17 protein-coding genes and 2 tRNA genes are annotated in these 19,589 nt (G+C 69.2%); 11 read left to right on the top strand and 8 right to left on the bottom strand.

Annotated features, from left to right (window positions below):
• Window positions 1–8 precede the first annotated feature (8 nt).
• Window positions 9–878 carry a DUF1542 domain-containing protein gene (locus AB0L60_RS22640; protein WP_364617110.1) on the bottom strand — a complete coding sequence of 290 codons (870 nt, stop codon included), beginning with the start codon at window positions 876–878 and terminating at the stop codon, window positions 9–11.
• 68 nt (window positions 879–946) lie between these two features.
• Window positions 947–1,960: a GGDEF domain-containing protein gene (locus tag AB0L60_RS22635; protein WP_364617108.1), complete on the bottom strand. Its 1,014-nt coding sequence runs from the start codon at window positions 1,958–1,960 to the stop codon at window positions 947–949.
• A 394-nt stretch (window positions 1,961–2,354) separates the two neighbouring features.
• On the opposite strand from AB0L60_RS22635, the gene AB0L60_RS22630 reads away from it, so the two are divergent.
• The 4 genes from AB0L60_RS22630 (at window position 2,355) to AB0L60_RS22615 (ending at window position 5,536) form a co-directional block, all read left to right on the top strand.
• Window positions 2,355–2,425: transfer RNA gene (locus AB0L60_RS22630), tRNA-Gly, on the top strand.
• Between the two features lie 38 nt (window positions 2,426–2,463).
• Window positions 2,464–2,540, top strand: a tRNA-Pro gene (locus tag AB0L60_RS22625).
• Between the two features lie 325 nt (window positions 2,541–2,865).
• Window positions 2,866–4,188 (top strand): phosphatase PAP2 family protein, encoded by a 1,323-nt coding sequence (locus tag AB0L60_RS22620; protein ID WP_364617412.1) that lies wholly within the window; start codon window positions 2,866–2,868, stop codon window positions 4,186–4,188.
• 61 nt (window positions 4,189–4,249) lie between these two features.
• Complete coding sequence (locus AB0L60_RS22615) at window positions 4,250–5,536, top strand: glycosyltransferase family 87 protein (RefSeq protein WP_364617106.1); 1,287 nt, start codon at window positions 4,250–4,252, stop codon at window positions 5,534–5,536.
• Window positions 5,537–5,622: 86 nt separating this feature from the next.
• Here AB0L60_RS22615 and AB0L60_RS22610 read toward each other — a convergent pair whose 3' ends face one another.
• Entirely contained in the window at window positions 5,623–6,429 is an 807-nt protein-coding gene (locus AB0L60_RS22610; protein ID WP_364617104.1) for a LysR substrate-binding domain-containing protein, read from the bottom strand.
• A 67-nt stretch (window positions 6,430–6,496) separates the two neighbouring features.
• Between AB0L60_RS22610 and AB0L60_RS22605 the strand changes: the two genes are divergently transcribed.
• On the top strand, window positions 6,497–7,390 hold the full coding sequence (locus tag AB0L60_RS22605; RefSeq protein ID WP_364617102.1) for an NAD(P)H-binding protein: 894 nt from the start codon (window positions 6,497–6,499) through the stop codon (window positions 7,388–7,390).
• Window positions 7,391–7,489: 99 nt separating this feature from the next.
• Here the strand turns inward: AB0L60_RS22605 and AB0L60_RS22600 are convergent, their stop codons facing one another.
• Both AB0L60_RS22600 and AB0L60_RS22595 read right to left on the bottom strand, forming a co-directional pair.
• Window positions 7,490–8,302, bottom strand: a complete 813-nt coding sequence (locus tag AB0L60_RS22600) for a DNA-formamidopyrimidine glycosylase family protein (protein WP_364617100.1) — start codon at window positions 8,300–8,302, stop codon at window positions 7,490–7,492.
• Between the two features lie 3 nt (window positions 8,303–8,305).
• Window positions 8,306–8,776, bottom strand: coding sequence for a ribose-5-phosphate isomerase (locus AB0L60_RS22595; protein WP_040860227.1), 471 nt, complete (start codon window positions 8,774–8,776; stop codon window positions 8,306–8,308).
• Window positions 8,777–9,116: 340 nt separating this feature from the next.
• On the opposite strand from AB0L60_RS22595, the gene AB0L60_RS22590 reads away from it, so the two are divergent.
• On the top strand, window positions 9,117–10,019 hold the full coding sequence (locus AB0L60_RS22590) for a M48 family metallopeptidase (protein WP_364617410.1): 903 nt from the start codon (window positions 9,117–9,119) through the stop codon (window positions 10,017–10,019).
• Window positions 10,020–10,196: 177 nt separating this feature from the next.
• Here AB0L60_RS22590 and AB0L60_RS22585 read toward each other — a convergent pair whose 3' ends face one another.
• A complete protein-coding gene (locus tag AB0L60_RS22585; protein ID WP_364617097.1) occupies window positions 10,197–10,844 on the bottom strand; it encodes a DsbA family protein in 648 nt (215 codons plus the stop codon).
• 169 nt (window positions 10,845–11,013) lie between these two features.
• On the opposite strand from AB0L60_RS22585, the gene AB0L60_RS22580 reads away from it, so the two are divergent.
• The 3 genes from AB0L60_RS22580 to AB0L60_RS22570 all read left to right on the top strand — a co-directional run bounded on the left by AB0L60_RS22580 (window position 11,014) and on the right by AB0L60_RS22570 (window position 13,973).
• On the top strand, window positions 11,014–12,210 hold the full coding sequence (locus AB0L60_RS22580) for an FAD/NAD(P)-binding oxidoreductase (protein WP_364617095.1): 1,197 nt from the start codon (window positions 11,014–11,016) through the stop codon (window positions 12,208–12,210).
• A gap of 105 nt (window positions 12,211–12,315) precedes the next feature.
• Window positions 12,316–12,717: a YciI family protein gene (locus AB0L60_RS22575; protein ID WP_354834706.1), complete on the top strand. Its 402-nt coding sequence runs from the start codon at window positions 12,316–12,318 to the stop codon at window positions 12,715–12,717.
• Entirely contained in the window at window positions 12,717–13,973 is a 1,257-nt protein-coding gene (locus tag AB0L60_RS22570; RefSeq protein WP_364617092.1) for a sigma-70 family RNA polymerase sigma factor, read from the top strand. The genes AB0L60_RS22575 and AB0L60_RS22570 overlap by 1 nt, the downstream gene beginning before the upstream one ends.
• Window positions 13,974–13,988: 15 nt before the next feature.
• On the opposite strand, the gene AB0L60_RS22565 is transcribed toward AB0L60_RS22570, so the two are convergent.
• Entirely contained in the window at window positions 13,989–14,948 is a 960-nt protein-coding gene (locus tag AB0L60_RS22565; RefSeq protein ID WP_364617090.1) for an AraC family transcriptional regulator, read from the bottom strand.
• Window positions 14,949–15,079: 131 nt separating this feature from the next.
• On the opposite strand from AB0L60_RS22565, the gene AB0L60_RS22560 reads away from it, so the two are divergent.
• Entirely contained in the window at window positions 15,080–15,760 is a 681-nt protein-coding gene (locus tag AB0L60_RS22560; RefSeq protein WP_364617088.1) for an NAD(P)H oxidoreductase, read from the top strand.
• On the opposite strand, the gene AB0L60_RS22555 is transcribed toward AB0L60_RS22560, so the two are convergent.
• On the bottom strand, window positions 15,757–16,593 hold the full coding sequence (locus tag AB0L60_RS22555) for a phosphoribosylaminoimidazolesuccinocarboxamide synthase (RefSeq protein ID WP_364617086.1): 837 nt from the start codon (window positions 16,591–16,593) through the stop codon (window positions 15,757–15,759). The genes AB0L60_RS22560 and AB0L60_RS22555 overlap by 4 nt on opposite strands.
• A 336-nt stretch (window positions 16,594–16,929) precedes the next feature.
• Here AB0L60_RS22555 and pepN point away from each other — a divergent pair, with 336 nt between their 5' ends.
• On the top strand, window positions 16,930–19,521 hold the full coding sequence (pepN, locus tag AB0L60_RS22550) for an aminopeptidase N (protein ID WP_364617084.1): 2,592 nt from the start codon (window positions 16,930–16,932) through the stop codon (window positions 19,519–19,521).
• The last annotated feature ends 68 nt before the right edge of the window (window positions 19,522–19,589 follow it).

Below are 19,589 nucleotides of genomic sequence, written 5' to 3'. Positions count from 1 at the left end.
CCGAGGCGTCAGAAGTCGCTGTCGAATCCGTCGAAGCCGCCGAAATTGCCGTAGTCGCCGAGGTCCTGGCCGCCCAGGTCGGCCCCGGGGTCGTAGCCACCCTGGTCATAGCCGCCCTGGTCGTAGCCGGGGTCCGAGGCGTTCTGGTCGTAGCCGGGGTCCGAGGCGTTCTGGTCATAGCCGCCGTCGGCATATCCGCCGTCGGCGGCGTCCAGCCCGGCCTGATAGCCGTCGCCGTAACCGCTTTCGAAGGCGGCCGAGTCGTACCCGACCCCGGACATGCCGCTGAAGAGGGCATTGAACAGCACCGCCGAGCCGACGCCCCAGGCACCGGCGACCAGAGCGGTCTTCCACCACGGCTCGGAGTACCAACCGGCCGGAACGGGACGGCCGGCGACGCGACCGCCCGGGTAATAGTTCGGAGTGGAGGCAGACGGCGTGGGCGAGGCCTCGATACGCCGCCCGTCGTATTCGATCGCGCGGTCCTCGGTGACCCGGCCGGCACTGCGCTGGCCGTCGAGCTCCGGAACGGCCGGACCGGGGTCCATGCCCATGGCCGTCCGCGCGGCCCGCACGTAGTAAAGCCCTTCGAGCGCCGTCTCTTTCGCGAGCCGGGCCTGCGCGGGCGTGGTGGCCTGCTCGATCTGTGAGCCCGCGGCATTGAACCGCTCCCCTGCATCGGCGAGGGCCTGCTTCGACGCGTCGTCGGTGCCGACGAGGTTGTAGACCTGCCCGCCGAGGCGCTCGATCACCCGGCGCGCATCGGCCTTGGCATCCTCGAGCTGGGTGTTGGAACGCGATTGCTGCGCACGGTTGACCGCCACCACAGCAAGCAGGACAACCACCATGACAATGAGCAGAACGACGACCGTAGCCACGCGACCAGCCTACGCGGCAGAATTCGCCGAACTGTTGCTACTCGCTGTGAGCTTCCCCAAACCTCGAATTATCCAGCCACCGCGGCGAAACGCGAGTTGCGGCGACCTGGATCAACCTCCTCTTCGTCTAGCTCCGACACCGCGAACTGACGTTTGCCCGCTGTTTTCGCCGAATACATGGCCCGGTCGGCGCTGCGCAGCAGATCCGAGAAGTCGCACTCCCGTCCGGGCGGACAGAACGCCGTGCCCACACTCGCCGACGCCGGGACCGGACCGGTCGCCGTGGGCACCGGCTCGCACAGCGCGGCGAGCACCCGCATGGCCAGCTCGCCCAGGGAATTGCGGCGGGACGGCAGCGCGACCACGAATTCGTCGCCGCCGTAGCGCGAGATCACGGTGTCGGGCGGGCAGGTCGAGCGCAGCCGCTGGGCGATGGTGACCAGCACCTCGTCGCCGACCGTGTGGCCGTAGGTGTCGTTGATCACCTTGAAGTCGTCCAGATCTATGAGCAGCAACCCCACCCCGCGCGCCGGATCGGTGAACATCACCCGCACCCGCTCCTGCAGCAGTGAGCGATTGGCCAGATCGGTGAGAGCGTCGTGCGTAGCCTCGTGCCGCAGCCGGGTCTGCAGTGCCGCGATCTCCTGCACCCGCACCGACACCGCCTCCGAGAGACTGCGTTCCTGCTGGGCCAGGGCGCGCTGCTGCAGCGCCTCGGCATAGGCGTCGATGGCCTGGCTGGCGATGAACGACCAGCGGGTGGCGATCAGCGAACCGCGCTGGCCCGGCGAGAGCCCCAGCAGCGCGCGGCTGGCGGGGGCGAGCATGCGGGTGCGATCGAACGGCGATTCGGCCAGACTGCGGCCGATGCGGCGGGCGGCCCGCACCGGAAACGGTTCGGACCCGGCCAATTCCAGCAGATCGTCGATGATCCGGCCGAAGATGCGCTCGAGTTCATCGGAGGGAACCGCGGGCGCCTGGCCCAGCGCGGCGCTGCTCGCGCCGGGGTGCACTGCCCGCACCCATTCACGGATGGTCGCCGCCACAATGGCGGAGGTTCGGGTGTCGAGGCGGATGGACATGCGCGCTCACCCGACGCACGAGATGCCAGGACCGGCCGCCACGCCGGTCACGCCCTTCGGATCGAACTCACTGCTTCGCGGTCGGCCACACCAGTGGTGCATGCTCACCGCCCCCTTTCCAGATACCCCCGTCCGGACAAAAAGGATCCTAGCAAGCCACCCGACATCGAAAACCCCTGATTCAGAACAGGTTCCCGCTGCCTCGCGAATGGCGATCGGATGTCTCATCGCTGGTGAGGCCCCGGTGTTACACCCAATTTCGGCGGGTTCTCGGCGACTCGCCGAACGACTCGTCCTACTGGCCGCGACATGCGGCAATGGCACCTGATTGGCATTCCAGGAGTGAGGTTCGGTACAGTGCTCAACGCACACAGCATCCATGGATGCGGTCGCTGCGGGTGTAGTTCAATGGTAGAACCTCAGCCTTCCAAGCTGATGGTGCGGGTTCGATTCCCGTCACCCGCTCTTTCCCGTTCAGCGGGAGCGTCGAGTCCGACGCGCAACGGGGTGTAGCGCAGCTTGGTAGCGCATCCGCTTTGGGAGCGGAGGGTCGCAGGTTCAAATCCTGTCACCCCGACCATCTTTCGATTCGCACCACCACGGATGTCACCGCTCACCGGGGGCAATGGCCGTGCGGCGCAGCGCGTTACGGCCCGCGCGCCCTGCGTGGTCAGCGCCACCTCGATGCCCGCCGGAATCGGTTCACCGGTTATCGATCCACGATTCTGCCGCCTCCGGACCCGTCCCGGGTGAACGGGCAGCCCTGCCGATAACCCGGCCCGAATCGGGGAGCGACACTATGGCATCGCGCACGCCGGACCCGTCCGAAAATGGGATTCCGGTAACCGGATGTTGTGCCTCCGTTTGCGCTGTGTTATCGATTTACAGTGCTGGTCGACCACAAGATGAACGTTTCCAGCTCGGTGCTGTCCGGCACCGGGACTCGTTCTCGGCTCCTCCCGGCCGCCGGGCTGGGCGTGGCGGTGGTGTTGCTGACCGTCGCGCAGGTATGGGCGTCGGCACACGGGGTGATGGGCCCGCTCCGCAGTCTGATCGACGACTACTTCGCGAACCCGCAGTCGGCGGCCGTGTCATGGGCCGGACTGGGGCTGGCGTGCATCGGGGTGCCCACCCGGGTCCGGGTCGTCAGCCTGGTTGCCGCCGCGGTGCTGGACCTGCTGACCTTGGCCCTGCAGGCGGCCTGTGGCTGGCACATATCGATCGGCACCGGACCAACGCTGGCCCTGACCGCCCTGACCGTGGTCGTGCTCCGCTGGGAGGGCGAGCGTCGCCGAACCGCCCTGCAGGCCATCGCCTTCGGCGTGCTGCTGGTCATGGCCTCCAAGCTCGCCGACACCTGGCTGATGGTCAGCATCGTCGCCGGACCCCGCGTGCTCGATCAGTACGTCCAGCTGGCCGACCGGGCGCTGGGCGAACCGGCGTGGCTGGTCGGCCGCGCGCTCGAGGCGTTGGGCCCGGTGCCCTCGCACGTGCTGCACGTGGTCTACATCCAGCTGCCGGTGGCGGCGGTGGTCGTGGCGGTCTGGCAGCTGCGCCATGTCTCGACGAGCGCGTGGCCGCGGCACCACCTGGTGCGAACCTTCCTGGTGCTGGGCGTGATCGGCCCACTCGGCTATGTGCTCTTCCCCGTCGTCGGCCCGGTCTTCGCCTACGGCCCGCTCGGCCACGGCCTGGAGATCGGTGACTGGCCGCAGGTCTGGCCCGCGCTGACCCACGATCCGCAGCCGATGCTGTTCGACTCCGAGACCGCCCGCAACTGCATGCCCTCCATGCACACCGCCTGGGCCACGGCCCTGTTCATCCACTCCCGCACCGCGCCGCGCTGGCTGCGCTGGGCCGGCGCCTTCTGGCTGGTGTGCACGCTGCTCGCGACGCTCGGCTTCGGCTACCACTACGGCAGCGATCTGGTGGCGGGCGCGGTGCTGTGCCTGACGGTGGAGTCGGCACTGCGGGATCCGGAGCGCGGCTGGGACCTGTCCCGGGCCCGCATCGTGTCGCTCGGCGCGGCAGTGCTCGCCGGTTTATTGCTGTCCTATCGATTCCTGGCGGCGACCATGGCGGAGTATCCGGCACCCGCGGGGGGCATCGTGCTGGGTGCGCTGGCCGCCGTATCCTTCCTCTTCTACGCGACCTGGTTCGCGCGTCCGGGCAGCCGGTTGGCGTACTGGGGCGGCCGAACCCCGATCGATGGATTTGCCATCGATTAACCAGTCTCCCAATGCAATCCGGACATCCTGCGCACCAGCCGAAAGGGTTACTGTCTCCCTGATGATCACTACGCGGGCGGGGCAACGTAACTTGCTGCGCAATCTGAACTCGGAGGGCCGCCCGGGCCTGCCCCGCATTCCGATCGTGATCGGAATCCTGGTGTCGGTGGCGATCACGGCGATCTTCTCCGCCATGCACGGCTTCCTCGACCTGCAGGTGTACCGGGTCGACACCCGGGGCTGGCTGGAGCACGGCACCCTGTACGGCCCGACCCTGCCGGTGGCGGGCCACACCGACCTGCCCTTCACCTACCCGCCGTCCGCGGCGGTGCTGATGATCCCGCTCGCCATCATGCCGCTGTGGCTGGCCGAGCTCATGGTGACCGCCAGTTCGCTTGCGTGTCTGGGCGTCACGATCTGGCTGGTGCTCTCCCGCGTCCGCCCGGACCTGGACCCGCGCGCGAAACTCACACTCAGTGTGGCCGCGGTCGTGCTCATGCTGGCTGTCGAACCCGTCCGCACCACACTGTGGTTCGGGCAGATCAACCTCGTTCTCATGGCGGCCGTCGCCCTCGACTGCCTGACCGAGAAGCCCCGCTGGCCGCGGGGCGTCCTGATCGGCGTCGCCGCGGTCACCAAGCTGACACCCGCCGCCTTCGTCCTGTACTTCCTCATCCGGCGCGACTGGAAGGCCGCCGGCACGGCGGCCGCCACCGCGGCGGGCGTGGTCGGCGCCGGATTCGTAGTGTTCCCAAGGGAATCGCGCGACTACTGGCTGCACGCCATCGCCGACACCAACCGCATCGGCTCCCCCGACTATGTCGGCAACCAATCCCTCAAGGGCATGGTCTTCCGCCTCGGCCTGTCGAATCCCGCGGCCACCGCGGCCTGGCTGGGCCTGGCCGTGGTGACGGTCTGCGCGGGCGCCGCCCTGATGCACCACCTGGTCGGCCTCGAACGCCGCACCGCGGACTCGGCCGGTCCTGCGGGCCCGGTGACCATTCTCTCGGTGATCGCGTTGCTCGTGAATGCCGCGGTCCTGCTGCTGATCTCGCCGGTGTCCTGGACCCATCACTGGGTCTGGGTGGCGCCCGCCCTGATCACGGCCGCCGCCTGGACCACCACGAATCGACGTGTCACCCCATTCGCGGTGACCAGCGCCTTCACACTGTTCTTCCTGATCGGCCCGGGCATCGTCCCCAATGGCAGGCATCAGGAACTCGCATGGTCGTGGTGGCAGCACATTCCGGGCGACATCTACATCATCGCCACCGCTGCCCTGCTCGCCGCCGGTGTCGGGCAGCTGCTCAGGCTGCGGGCCCGCACCATCCTCGATCGGACCGCGTAGATCTTCAGCGCTATCATCCCGGAGCTGCAGATGCCCTGTGCGGGCGCGATTTCCAGCGGTCCGTAGCGTGCGGATTCCGGCATGGTTCAGGACCGCAGGGTTGCGGTGGCGATGTCGAGGAATTCGCGGAGAAGCTTGTCGTGGTGGTCCGAGGCGGCTGCCAGGCAGGTTTCGGCGCTGGGCGCGTCGGTGACGGGGCGGTGGACGAGGTCGGGGCGGACGTAGGCACGGGCGACGCTGCGGGGGACCAGGGCCATGCCGTGGCCGGAGGCGATCAGCTCGAACTTTTCTTCCAGTGAGGCGGTGCGGCGTTTCGGGGTATCGAGCATTCGCTCGCCGTCGAGGTCGGCCAGGGTGAGTTCCCGGCGCGCGGCCAGCGGATGGGTGGCGGGCATGCAGGCGACCCTGGGGTCATGGCCGATGGGGATGGTGTGCAGTCCGGATTCGTTGAAAGGCCTCCGGAGGTAACCGATCTGGGCGCGGCCGTCCCGTAGCGGCGCGTCCGGCTCCCACCAGCGGGCGGGCACGACATCGGTTTCGACCTCCGGGTGCCGTGTCGCGAATTCCCGGATCGCCTCCGAGACATACAGTCCGGCCGAGAAGGCGACCACCAGGCGTCGCACGCCGTGGTCGGCGTCGCGCACGCGCCGCACCGCCGCGTCGACGGCGGCGAGAATCCCCTGCGCCTCCTCGTAGAGCTGCTGTCCGGCAGCGGTCAGCTCCACGGTGCGGGTGGTCCGCACGAGCAGCGCGCAATCCAATTCCTGCTCGAAAGCCTTGATCTGACGGCTCAACACGGGCTGGGCGATGTAGAGCTTCTCCGCCGCCCGGCCGAAATGCCGATGCTCGGCCACCGCGGCGAAGTAGCGGAGCTTGCGCAGATCCAGATCCATACCCTGACGGTATCAATGCGCGGAAAGGGTCTTGGACGCCGCGACGAACCGTCGACAGACTCGAAGCATGATCGTCATCACCTCCCCCACCGGCCAGATCGGCCGCCAGCTGCTCGACCGCCTCCTCGAAACACCTACTCGCAGTGAAGAATTGCGCGTCATCGCGCGCGATCCCGGGAAGCTCCCGGAGGCGATCCGCGCCCGCGTCGACATCGTCGCCGGATCGCACGGCGACGCCGATGTCGTGGACCGGGCCTTCGCCGGCGCGGACGCGGTCTTCTGGCTGGTCCCGCCCGACCTGTACGCGCCGAGCCTGGACGACGTGTTCACCGGATTCACGCACGCCGCCGCGAAGGCGTTCACCACCCACGGGGTCGGGCACGTCGTCGGCGTCTCGTCGCTCGGGCGGGGCACTCCGCTCGCGGGTCGGGCCGGGCACGTGACGGCATCGCTGGCGCTGGACGATCTCATCGCGAGCACGGGCGTGGCCTACCGCGCACTGGCGAACCCGTCGTTCATGGACAACCTACTGTGGCAGGCGGTTTCGATCCGGGACGACGGCGTGTTCACCGGCGCCGAGGCCGCCGACCGCCCGACGCGGATGGTCGCCACCCGCGATATCGCCGCGGCGGCCGCCCACCTGCTGCTCGACCGCTCCTGGACGGGAACCGGCGAGGTCCCGGTGCTGGGCCCGCACGACCTGACACCGAACGAGATGGCGCACACCATGTCCGAGGTACTCGGTCGCCGAATCCGTTACCAGCAGCGATCTCTCGACGACTTCCGCGCCACGCTGACCGCGCGCGGCATCGGCGACCCGATCGCGACCGCCTACGTCGACATGATGCACGCCAAGAACAATGGTCTCGACGACGCCGTGCCCCGCACCGCCGCAACCACGAGTCCAACATCCTTCCGCGAATGGTGCGAACAGATCCTCGCACCAGCGATCGGCGCATGACCACCCCGCACCGCAGGGATCTCGGCATGAGCGTGCGTGTGCGGGCACGCCGATTCGAATCCAGCCCAAGGGGTCGTGCCGCTCCTATCCGCGACGGGTTCAGCGGGGTTGACAGGTGGGGCACCAGAACAGGTTTCGGGCGTCCAGCACCGAGTGCAGGACGGTGGTGCGGCACAGACGGCACGGGTCTCCCGCCCGCCGGTACACGTAGGTTCGCGGCTTGTCCTTGGCGTATGCCGGTGCGCCGTGGTCGTCTTCGGGGCGGACCACCACGATCTTGCCGCGGCGGACGCCGACCTTCATCAGGTCGACCAGGTCCGACCAGATCGCCTGCCACTCTTCATAAGCGAGCTGGGTGCCGGGGCGGTCGGGCGAGATGCCGTGGCGGAAGAGGACTTCGGCGCGGTAGACATTGCCGACTCCGGCCAGGATCTTCTGATCCATGAGCAGCGCGCCGATCGGCCGCTGCGAGCGGCGGATGCGGTCCCAGGCGCGGTCGGGTTCGGCGTCGCGGCGCAGCGGGTCGGGGCCCAGGCGGGAGGTGAGCGCTTCGACCTCGGGGTCGAGCAGGATCTCGCACGCGGTGGGGCCGCGCAGGTCGGTTCCGTGCAGGTCGCCGGTGCGGCCGCCGCCGATCAGGCGCATGCGGACCTCGCCGACCGGATCGTCCATGGGCACAGCGGATTCGGTGAACTTGCCGTACAGCCCCAGGTGGATGTGCAGGGTGACGCCCGAATCATAGTGGTGGAGAAGGTGTTTGCCCCATGCCTCGGCGCGGGTCAGCACCCGGCCGTCGATCAGCGCCGCGCCCTCGGCGAATCGCCCCTGCGGGCTGGAGACTCGGACCTGACCGCCGGCGAAGCGCTTGTGGTGCAGCTTCGCCAGGCGGTGCAGCGTATGGCCTTCGGGCACAGGTCAGTTCGGGAGGGCCGGGGGCACGCCGGTCTTCTCGTACTCGGCGAGGATGTCGATGCGGCGCTGGTGGCGCTCCTCGTTGGACCACGGGGTGGTCATGAAGGCGTCGACGATGGCGAGGGCTTCCTCGGTGCTGTGCATGCGGCCGCCGATGCCGAGCAGCTGGGCGTTGTTGTGCTGGCGGGCGAGCTGCGCGGTCTCCACGCTCCAGCCCAGGGCGCAGCGGGCACCGGGCACCTTGTTGGCGGCGATCTGCTCGCCATTGCCGGAGCCGCCGAAGACGAAGCCCAGCGAACCCGGCTCGGCGACCACGCGGCGCGCGGCCTCGATGCAGAAGGCCGGGTAGTCGTCGAGGGCGTCGTATTCCAGCGCGCCGCAATCGACGACATCGTGGCCCTGGCCCTCGAGGTGAGCCTTGACGTGGTTCTTCAGTTCGAAGCCGGCATGGTCGGCACCCAGGTATACGCGCATGGCTGCGATTCTGTCAGCACGCCCGCCCCGGGTCCGCACGGGGCTCTCGCCCCGGCAGCCCGTCGCGTGAGCGGCCCCGCAGCGACGACCGCACGTCGACGCCGGTGAAACGTACTATCCAGGCATGACGTCCGACGACAGTTCACAAACGCCGAACGCCTACGGGGGGCAATCCGCTGGCGGCCTACCGGGATCCGGAAGCGCTCCAGCCTGGAATCCCGTAACCGGCATGACCGGATGGGAACCGCGGCTGGGCCCGCCGGGATGGGCTCCGCAGCAACCGTATTCGCCGCCCCAGCCGCCGGTGGTGCAGCAGACCCGGGGCCTGTCCCCGTTCGGGATGCCGGCCCGGCACAGCTGGGAGATCCCGCTGCTGGTGATCGTGATCCTGGCCACCGTGCTGGCGTATCTGCTCGCGCTACTGCTGCTGGTGTCCGGCCATGCCGGTCAGCTGGTGCTGGCCCTGGTGTTCGCGCCGCTGCTGGTCTACCTGGGCCGCGGTCTGAACTACGCGACCCAGCGGGTGAACGGCGTGAAGATGTCGCCGACCCAGTTCCCCGAGGGCTATCGCATGGTGCAGGAGGCCGCGGCCCGGTTCGGCATGCCGAAGGTGCCCGACGCCTACGTGGTGCTGGGCAACGGCCAGATCAATGCGTTCGCCTCCGGGCACGGCTTCCGCCGCTACGTGGTGGTGTACAGCGATCTGTTCGAAATCGGCGGCGCGGCACGCAATCCCGAGGCGCTGGCCTTCATCATCGGCCACGAGGTCGGCCACATCGCGGCCGGGCACGTCTCGTACTGGCGGCAGCTGGGCATGTTCATGGCGCCGTTCCTGCCGATCCTGGGCAACTCGCTGATCCGCTCCCAGGAGTACACCGCCGACAATCACGGCTTCTGCAACCGGCCGCAGGGCGCGCCCCCGGCCATGCAAACCCTGGCGGGCGGCAAGTACCTGAACAATCTGGTCGGTTTCGACGAGATGGCCGATCGGGCGGCCCAGGAGAAGGGCTTCTTCGTCTGGATCGTGAACGCCATGTCCAGTCATCCGGTATTGACCTGGCGCATGTGGGCGCTGCGCGACCGCAGCCGCCACGGCAAGCTGTTCTGGCGGCCCGACGTGCCGCAGCGTCCGGTTGCGGCCCCGCCCTATGGCGGGTACCAGCCGGCGTACCCGGGCGGATACGGCGGTACGCCGCCCGGATACGGCGAGACCACCACATATCACGAGTACCGGCCGCAATGACGTCTCCCGACAGCGAGATCGGGCGTCTCCAAATATGTGACGGCACAACTTATTTCGTGAGACGAGGGTACCTCCCCGGGTACCGCCGGAATCGGGCTGCTGCTCACCGGCAGGCACGCGTGCCCGCCGGTGAACGGCTTTCGGCCGTGCGCTGAAGACCCGGGGAGGCGGGGAAGCTCAGTCGAAGACGGGATCCTCGGTGCGGGTCCGCTTGAGCTCGAAGAAGTGCGGGTATGAGGCCAGCGCGACCGCGCCGTCCCACAGCTTGCCCGCCTCCTCCCCGCGCGGGATGCGCGAGAGCACCGGCCCGAAGAAGGCGACGTCATTGATGTGGATGGTCGGCGTGCCGACATCCGGGCCGACCTTGTCCATGCCGGCGTGGTGCGAGGCGCGCAGGGCCTCGTCGAAGTCGTTGCCCTGGGCTGCCTCGGCCAGATCGGCGGGCAGGCCCACCTCGGCCAGCGACTCGGCGATGATCTGGGCGAGCAGGTCCGCGCGGGAGCCGTCCTCGCGCTCGTACTCGGCGCGGCGGTTGTGCAGGCGGGTGCCCATGGCGGTGTAGAGCGGGGCCAGCACCTTGTCGCCGTGCGCCTGGGCCGCCGCGATGGCGACCCGCACCGGGCCCCAGCCGGTCGCGAGCAGCTCCTCGTACTGCGGGGGCAGGCCCTCGCGGCCTTCGTTCAGCACGGACAGGCTCATCACGTGGAAGTGCGTCTCGATATCGCGTACCTGCTCGACCTCGAGGATCCAGCGGGAGGTGATCCAGCACCACGGGCACAGCGGATCGAACCAGAAGTCGACCCGGTCCTTCTTGGTGTCGCTCACAGGGAAATCCTTTCGCAGTCGATCGACGGCCGAGGGCAAGGCCGTACTCAATGCGCAACAACCCCGATTGTTGCCGATATTTCCGCTCCGCCCGACTCCACCCGGGCTAGGGTCGGACTATCGGCCTCATCGACGGCGGTCCCGACCGTACTAGCAGGGAGGTTTCGGCATGACCACATCCAGGTTCGTCATCGCGGGCGGTGGACTGGCCGCCGCGAAGCTCGCGGAAGCCTTGCGGGCCAATGATTTCGATGGTTCGGTCACGCTCATCAGCGCGGAGGAGCATCTGCCGTACGAGCGGCCGCCGCTGTCCAAGGAGCATCTGCTGGGCAAGCAGGCGCTCAGCGACTTCACCGTGGATCCGGCGCAGTGGTATCGCGACCACCATATCGAGATGATGCCCGGCACCACCGTCACCGCCCTGGATCGCGGCACCAAAACCATTGCGCTGCCGGACGGTTCGACACTGCCCTACGACAAGCTGGCGCTGGCCACCGGTTCGCGGCCGCGACTGCTGCGGCTGCCCGGCGCGGACGCCGAGGGGGTGCACGTGCTGCGCACCATCGAGGAGTCCGACGCCCTGCTCGCGATGTTCGGCTCCGCGCGGCGGCTCGCCGTCATCGGCGGGGGGTGGATCGGGCTCGAGGTGACCGCCGCCGCACGCGCCGCCGGCGTGGAAGTGACTGTGCTGGAGGCGGAATCGGTGCCGCTGCAGGCCGCGCTCGGGGCCGAGATGGGCGCCGTGTTCGCCGATCTGCACCGCGCGCACGGGGTGGATCTGCGGCTCGGGGTGAAGGTCGGCGAGATCACCACCGCCGACGGCCGGGCCACTGGCGTGCGGCTCGACGACGGCACCCACATCGAGGCGGACGCGGTGCTGGTCGCGGTGGGTGCGCGGCCCAATATCGAGCTGGCCGCCGATGCCGGGCTGGCGGTCGGCGGCGGCGTCCTGGTCGACGAGAGCCTGGCCACCAGCGACCCGGATATCGTCGCGGTCGGTGACATCGCCGATCAGCAGCATCCGGTGCTGGGGCAGCGAATCCGGGTGGAGCACTGGGCGAATGCGCTCAACCAGCCCGCGGTGGCGGCCCTGACCATGCTGGGCAAGCCCGCCGTGTACGACCGGCTGCCCTACTTCTTCACCGACCAGTACGACCTCGGGATGGAGTACACCGGGTACGTGGCGCGGGGGCAGCAGGCGCGCGTGGTGGTGCGCGGCGACCTCGGTAAGCGCGAGTTCGTGGCGTACTGGCTGGACTCGGGAAACCGGGTGCTGGCCGGGATGAACGTGAACGTCTGGGACGTGCAGGACAAGATCAAGAAGCTGATCGCGAGCGGCGAGGCCGTGAACCCCGAGGAGCTGTGACGACCCTCACATAATGCGGAGTACGGAGTACGTCGTCCCGGCGTACTGGGCTCCGACCTCTGGACGAGAGCGCCCGCAAGGGTGCACCGACGAAAGGAGCCGACCGTGAAGTACATCCTGATCAAGACCTACTCCGCCGCCGCCTACTGCGACACCCCGATCAACGAGTGGGCGCCCGAGGAGATCCAGGCCCACATCGACTTCCAGCGCGCCCTCGGCGAGGAGCTGGCCAAGTCCGGCGAACTCGTCGATGCCCAGGGCCTCGCCGACCCGGGCCAGGCGCGCACCGTCACGTCCGACGGCCGTTCCGCGCCGGTGGTCACCGACGGCCCCTTCCCCGAGACCAAGGAGTTCCTGGCCGGGTTCTGGATCGTCGATGTCGACAGCCCGGACCGCGCGCTCGAGATCGCGGCCAAGGCATCGGCCGCGCCCGGCCCCGGCGGCAAGCCGATCGGCGAGTACATCGAGATCCGCCCGATCATGAGCGCCCCCGCCGCCGATCTCTGATGCCGGACACCGCGATCGAGGACCTGCTGCGCGACCTCGCGCCGCAGGTCCTCGGCACCCTCGTCCGCCGCTACGGCGACTTCGACGCCGCCGAGGACGCCCTCCAGGAGGCCATGCTCGCCGCCGCCACCCAGTGGCCCGCCGACGGCCTGCCCGACAACCCGCGCGGCTGGCTCATCCAGGTCGGCGCGCGGCGTCTCATCGACACCATCCGCGCCGAGTCGGCCCGCCGAAACCGCGAGGCCGCCAACGCCATCCGCGATCCCGAACGACTCGGTGCCGCCGCCCCCGATCCGGCCGACGCCGTCATCGCCGAGGATCGCGACGACACGCTGACGCTGTTCTTCCTGTGCTGCCATCCGGCCCTGTCGCCCGCGAGTGCGATCGCACTGACGCTGCGGGCCGTGGGCGGGCTCACCACCGAGGAGATCGCGCGGGCCTTCCTGCTACCGGAAAGGACCATGGCGCAGCGGATTACGCGGGCCAAGAAGCGCCTGGCGGCCGAGGAGCGGCCCTTCGCGATGCCCGCGGGGTCGAACGGGCAACGGGAAGAATGGAATGAACGGCTCGGCAGTGTGCTGCGGGTGCTCTATCTGATCTACACCGAGGGGCACACCAGCGGTGGCGAGCGACTGCGTCGGGGCGATCTGTCGAGCGAGGCGATTCGGTTGGCGCGGGCCCTGTCCCGCGTCCTGCCGGATGATCCGGAGGTCACCGGGTTGCTCGCATTGCTGCTGCTGACCGATGCCAGGCGGGCGGCGCGCACCGGAAGCCGCGGCGAGCTGATCCCGCTCGCCGAACAGGATCGCAGCCTCTGGGATCGCGAAATGATCATCGAGGGCGTGCGGCTGGCGACCGCGTCGGTGCGCAGCGGCCTCATCGGCCCGTACCAGATCCAGGCCGCCATCGCCGCCCTGCACGCCCAGGCGCTGCGCCCCGGGGACACCGACTGGCCCCGAATCCTGCTGCTGTACAACGCCCTCGAACGCCAGTCCCCCAACCCGATGGTGACCCTCAACCGCGCGGTCGCCACCGCCATGGTCCACGGCCCCCAGGCGGGCCTGGACCTCACCGACACCCTCGCCGACTCGCTCGCGGGCAACCACCGCCTCGAGGCCGTCCGCGGCCACCTCCACGAAATGGCCGGCGACTCGGACGAAGCCATCGCCGCCTACACCGCCGCCGCCCGCCACACCACCAGCCTCCCCGAACGCGACTACCTCACCATCCGCGCCGCCCGTCTCCGCCGCCAGTGACCGACGGGCGGCAGATCAGGCGGCGGTGGCACGGAAGGCGGTGGGGCTCTGGCCGCGGTGGCGTTTGAAGGCGGCGGAGAAGCCGAACGGGTCGGCGTAGCCGAGGGATTTGGCGATCTGCGCGATGGTGAGATCGGTGGCGGTGAGGAGTTCCTCGGCCTCGTGCATGCGGGATTCGGTCAGGTAGGCCAGCGGCGGCCGGCCCACGACAGCCGTGAAGCGCTTGGCGAAAAGTGAACGGGAGACCCGGGATTCGGCGGCGAGGCCGGCGACGGTCCAGGGTGCGCCGGGGGTGGTGTGGATGGCGGTCAGGGCCGGTCCCACGATCGGGTCGGACAGGCCGCGGAACCAGCCCGGGGCGGCGGGCCCGGCCTGGTCGAACCAGGCGCGGAGGGTGCAGACCAGGCTCCAGTCGAGGAGGCGGTCCACCATGGCCTGCGAACCGGCGCTCTGATCGACGGCGGAGGCCGCGGCGGATTCGATCCAGCCGCACGTGTCGAAGTCGTCGGTGACGACCAGGACAGGCGGGAGCGAACGCAGCAGGCGTTCGTGCCGGCGGGCCGAGGTGCGGTAGGCACCGACCATCAGGGCGGTGGCATTCGCCTCACTGCCCCAATGGATTCCGGACAGCTCCTCGGCGGTGCACGCGGAATCGCCGGTGAAGCAGGAGATCTCGTATTCGGTGGGCTTCCCGTCCCGGCAATCCTCCGGAGTCTCCAGTCCAGCGGCGTCCTTCGGAGCCTGGAATCCCTCCGACACCAGGTGGAAGGTCTGCGGTCCCCGCACCAATGCGGTATCGCCGACCGTGAGCGGCCTGCTGCCGCCGTCGGGCGTGCGCAGGGTGCCGCCGCCGCGCAGGACCGTGATCATGGTCAGCGGAGCGTGATCAGCGAAGCGGATGCTCCACGGTGCGGGCATCACGGCGTGCGTCACGACCGAACCCTCGGCGCGAATACCGCTCAGCAGCTTGCTCATGGGATCCACCCGATCGAGGGTAGACGAATTCCTATCCAGCGGAGCGCTTCGTCTATGGATCGTCCACGCCGAGACGGGTGTACTGGGAACACCGGAAACGCAACATCGAAGCCGATCCAGGAGGAAATCCCTTGTCGCACAACGATACCCGTCAGCAGACCGCCCTCGTGGTGATCGCTCACCACCGATCCGATTCCCTCACCGCGCATATCGCCCGCCGGACCGTCGCCCGGCTGGAGTCCGCCGGATACCGAGTCGATCTGGTGGATCTGCGGGCCGAGGGCTTCGACCCGCGCATGACCGAGGCCGACCAGCCCGACTGGGGTAACCGCGAGAAGACCTACTCCCCCGAGGTCCACGAGCACATGGACCGCATCCTGGCCGCCGACGTCGTGATCGCCGTGTTCCCGGTCTACTGGGCAAGTGTCCCCGCGCTGCTCAAGGGCTGGATCGATCGGGTGTGGAACTACGGATTCGCCTACGGCCGCAGCAAGCCTCGCCTGGCGGGCAAGCGCATGCTGTGGCTCGGCCTGGGCGGAGTCGCCGCCGGCGATCCGACCGTCGACTTCATGCAGCAGGCGCTGGAGGGCCAGCTCAATATGGGAATCGCCTACTACTGCGGATTCTCGTACTCCGCCGTCGGCCTGCTCCCCGATGCGGAGGAGCGCCGCCAGCGCCTCGACGCCGACGGGCAGCTCCTCATCGACGCGGCCACCGTAGGCGCGGAACGCGTGGCCCAGTACTCCGAGCTGGAGCGCCGGGCCGACGCCTTCGTCACGAACTTCCTTGCCGCCGAAGCGGTTCCGACCTAGCCCTGAACGCCGCTCCAGGTATTGCCGGTGATGAGCTCGTAGGCCGCGACGTACTTCTGGCGGGTCACCTCGATCACCTCGGCCGGAATCTCCGGGCCGGGGTACTCCTTGTTCCACCCGGTGGAGGTGGACCAGTCGCGCACGAACTGCTTGTCGAACGACTTCTGCGGGCGGCCGGGCTCGTAGTCGTCGGCAGGCCAGAAGCGGGAGGAGTCCGAGGTCAGCACCTCGTCGCCGACGGTGAGAACGTCGCCGTCCCAGCCGAGTTCGATCTTCGTGTCGGCGATGATGACCCCGCGCGCGGCGGCATGCTCGGCGCCCCGGGCATAGATCTCGAGGGTCAGGTCGCGCAGCTGCTCGGCGACCTCCCTGCCCTCCTGGTTCACCACGTCCGCGAAGCTGATGGGCTCGTCGTGCCCGGCGTCGGCCTTGGTGGTGGGGGTGAAGATGGGTTCGGGCAGCTTGTCGCCGTCACGCAGGCCGGGCGGCAGCGCGATGCCGGACACGGTGCCGGAGCGCTGGTATTCGGCCAGGCCGCCGCCGGTCAGGTAGCCGCGCGCGATGCACTCCACCTTCAGCATCTTCAGCGGCTTGACCCGCACCCCGCGGCCCGCGAACTCGGCGGGCACGTCCGTGGTGGACAGAATGTGGTTGGGCACGTCGGAGAAGAACCCGAACCACCAGTTGGACAGCTGGGTGAGCAGCGCGCCCTTGTCCGGAATCGGGGTTGGCAGCACCACGTCGTACACCGACACCCGGTCGGATGCGACCAGGATCAGCGAATCGCCGTTCTCGTACAGGTCGCGCACCTTACCGGCGTGGATGTGCTTCAACGGTCCTCCTCATGCTGGGCGATTGCTGCCGCCGCAGAGCTTACCGACGGGCACCGTCCGGCTCGACGCCCGGTCGAGCGCCCGATCGCAGTCGACCTGGAGCAACCGGCCCGCGCGGGCCGGGAACGACCGGCCCGCGCGCACCCACGCCACGGGTCGGCGGGACGTGGCATTGTGGGGAACGTCGTGTCCGCGCCGGGTCACGAGTGGAGAATTGTTCGGTCCGCTCGATGCCTCGGCGGGCGCATCGCATCCCGCACCGAGCCCTGGGCAACGCCGCTCAGCGAGCCGGGTGCACCTGCACGGCAGAAGTTCTCCGAGAGCTAAGGAGCCCCCTTGTCCGCACCGAATCTCACCCGCGAGCAGGCGATCGAACGCGCCGCGACGGTCCAGGTGGAGAACTATCGGGTCGAACTGGACCTGACCGGACAGCCCACCGGTGCCGAAGAGCCGCGCCGTGAGACCTTCCACTCGAAGTCCACCGTGACCTTCACCGCGACCCCGGGTGCGCAGACCTTCATCGACTTCGTGGGCGCGGGTGTGCGCTCGGCCGTGCTCAACGGCGTGGCCCTGGATGTGAGCGGCTACGACGAGGAGCAGGGCCTCACCCTGCCGAACCTGGCCGCGAACAACGAGCTCGTCGTCGAGGCCGACGGCGAGTACTCGAACACCGGTGAGGGCCTGCACCGCTTCGTCGACCCCACCGACAACAAGGTCTACCTGTACTCGCAGTTCGAAACCGCCGACTGCAAGCGCATGTTCGCCTGCTTCGACCAGCCCGACCTCAAGGCCACCTACGACGTGATCGTCACCGCGCCCGAGGACTGGGAGGTCATCTCCAACGGCGCGGTCGCCGACACCCACACCATCGGCACCGTGGTCCGCCACACCTTCGCCACCACCCCGCGCATGAGCACCTACCTGGTCGCACTCATCGCCGGTCCGTACGCGAAGTGGACCGACTCCTACAGCGATTCGCACGGCGAGATCCCGCTCGGCATCTACTGCCGCGCCTCGCTGGCCGAATTCATGGACGCCGAACGGCTTTTCACCGAAACCAAGCAGGGCTTCGGCTTCTACCACACCAATTTCGGTGTGCCCTATGCCTTCGGCAAGTACGACCAGCTGTTCGTGCCCGAATTCAACGCGGGCGCCATGGAGAACGCGGGCGCGGTCACCTTCCTCGAGGACTACGTCTTCCGCTCCAAGGTGACTCGCGCCTCCTACGAGCGCCGCTGCGAGACCGTGCTGCACGAGATGGCGCACATGTGGTTCGGCGACCTGGTCACCATGAAGTGGTGGGACGACCTGTGGCTGAACGAGTCGTTCGCCACCTTCGCCTCGGTGCTGTGCCAGGTCGGCGCGACCGAATACACCAATGCCTGGACCACTTTCGCCAATGTCGAGAAGTCGTGGGCGTACCGGCAGGACCAGCTGCCCTCGACCCACCCGATCGCCGCCGACATCCCGGACCTGGCCGCGGTCGAGGTGAACTTCGACGGCATCACCTACGCCAAGGGCGCTTCCGTGCTCAAGCAGCTGGTGGCCTACGTCGGTGAGGAGCCGTTCCTGGCCGGTCTGCGCGACTACTTCACCGAACACGCCTACGGCAACGCCACCTTCGACGACCTGGTCGGCGCGCTGGAGAAGGCGTCCGGCCGCGATCTGTCCGACTGGGGCGCGCAGTGGCTCAAGACCACCGGCCTGAACATCCTGCGCCCGGACTTCACGGTGGACACGGACGGCAACTTCGCCTCCTTCGCGGTCGTCCAGCAGGGCGCGGAGCCCGGCGCCGGTGAGCGCCGCGTGCACCGCCTCGCCATCGGCGTCTACGACGACCAGGACGGAAAGCTGGTGCGCACCAAGCGCGTCGAGCTCGACATCGATCCGGCCGAGCGCACCGAGGTGCCCGAGCTGGTCGGCGTGAGCCGCGGCAAGCTGGTGCTGGTCAACGATGACGACCTCACCTACTGCTCGGTCCGCCTGGACGCCGATTCCCTCGACACGGTGGTGGCGCGCATCGCCGATATCGCCGAGCCACTGCCCCGTACGCTGGCCTGGTCGGCCGCCTGGGAGATGACCCGGCAGGCCGAGATGAAGGCCCGCGACTTCGTGGCGCTGGTACAGCGCGGCGTCGGCGCGGAAACCGAGATCGGCGTCGTCCAGCGGCTGCTCATGCAGGCCGCCACCGCGCTCGGCGCCTATGCCGACCCCGAGTGGGCGCGCGCCGAGGGCTGGCCCGCCTATGCCGACCGCCTGCTGGAACTGGCTCGCGCCGCCGGTGCGGGCTCGGACCACCAGCTGGCGTTCGTCAACGCGCTGACCGGCGCGCTGCTCTCGCCGCAGCACATCGAGGTGCTGCGCCGGCTGCACGCCGATGACCCGGAGGGCGTCGGCCTGCCGGGCCTGACCGTCGACACCGACCTGCGCTGGCGCATCACCCAGGCGCTCGCGGCCGCGGGGGCCATCGACGCCGACGGCATCGAAACCCCGGTCATCGACGCGGAACTCACGCGCGACGACACCGCCGCGGGCCGCCGCCAGGCCGCGGCCGCGGCCACCGCCCGCCCGCAGGCGGCGGTCAAGGAATCGGCGTGGGACACCGTCATGGGCGACGACACGGTGCCGAACATCACCGCGCGCGCCATCGTCACCGGTTTCGCCCCGGCGGGCCAGGCCGCGCTGCTGGCCCCGTACGTGGAGCGCTACTTCGCCGAGATCGGGTCGGTGTGGGAGCGGCGCTCCAGTGAGGTCGCCCAGACGGTCGTGGTGGGGCTGTACCCGCACTGGGCCGTCACCGAGGAGGCCGTCGCGGTGGCCGACAAGTTCCTCGCCGATGACCACCCGCCGGCGCTGCGCCGCCTGGTGGTGGAGGGCAAGGCGGGCATCGAGCGCTCGCTGCGCGCCCGCGCCTTCGACCGCGGCTAGAAAGCACTGCACCACAACCGAATACGTCCGACGGCCCCGTCCTGATCCGGGCGGGGCCGTCGTCGCGT

It is taken from the genome of Nocardia sp. NPDC051981, assembly GCF_040680715.1.
GTDB lineage: Bacteria > Actinomycetota > Actinomycetes > Mycobacteriales > Mycobacteriaceae > Nocardia.
This window is presented reverse-complemented; position numbering and strand designations above follow the sequence as displayed.

What these genes read in the sequence shown, in the direction of transcription:
- AB0L60_RS22635 (WP_364617108.1), bottom strand. Translation starts at nt 1,960, where the DNA reads ATGTCCATCCGCCTCGACACCCGAACCTCCGCCATTGTGGCGGCGACC.
- AB0L60_RS22620 (WP_364617412.1), top strand. Translation starts at nt 2,866, where the DNA reads ATGAACGTTTCCAGCTCGGTGCTGTCCGGCACCGGGACTCGTTCTCGG.
- AB0L60_RS22615 (WP_364617106.1), top strand. Translation starts at nt 4,250, where the DNA reads ATGATCACTACGCGGGCGGGGCAACGTAACTTGCTGCGCAATCTGAAC.
- AB0L60_RS22610 (WP_364617104.1), bottom strand. Translation starts at nt 6,429, where the DNA reads ATGGATCTGGATCTGCGCAAGCTCCGCTACTTCGCCGCGGTGGCCGAG.
- AB0L60_RS22605 (WP_364617102.1), top strand. Translation starts at nt 6,497, where the DNA reads ATGATCGTCATCACCTCCCCCACCGGCCAGATCGGCCGCCAGCTGCTC.
- AB0L60_RS22595 (WP_040860227.1), bottom strand. Translation starts at nt 8,776, where the DNA reads ATGCGCGTATACCTGGGTGCCGACCATGCCGGCTTCGAACTGAAGAAC.
- AB0L60_RS22590 (WP_364617410.1), top strand. Translation starts at nt 9,117, where the DNA reads ATGCCGGCCCGGCACAGCTGGGAGATCCCGCTGCTGGTGATCGTGATC.
- AB0L60_RS22580 (WP_364617095.1), top strand. Translation starts at nt 11,014, where the DNA reads ATGACCACATCCAGGTTCGTCATCGCGGGCGGTGGACTGGCCGCCGCG.
- AB0L60_RS22570 (WP_364617092.1), top strand. Translation starts at nt 12,717, where the DNA reads ATGCCGGACACCGCGATCGAGGACCTGCTGCGCGACCTCGCGCCGCAG.
- AB0L60_RS22565 (WP_364617090.1), bottom strand. Translation starts at nt 14,948, where the DNA reads ATGAGCAAGCTGCTGAGCGGTATTCGCGCCGAGGGTTCGGTCGTGACG.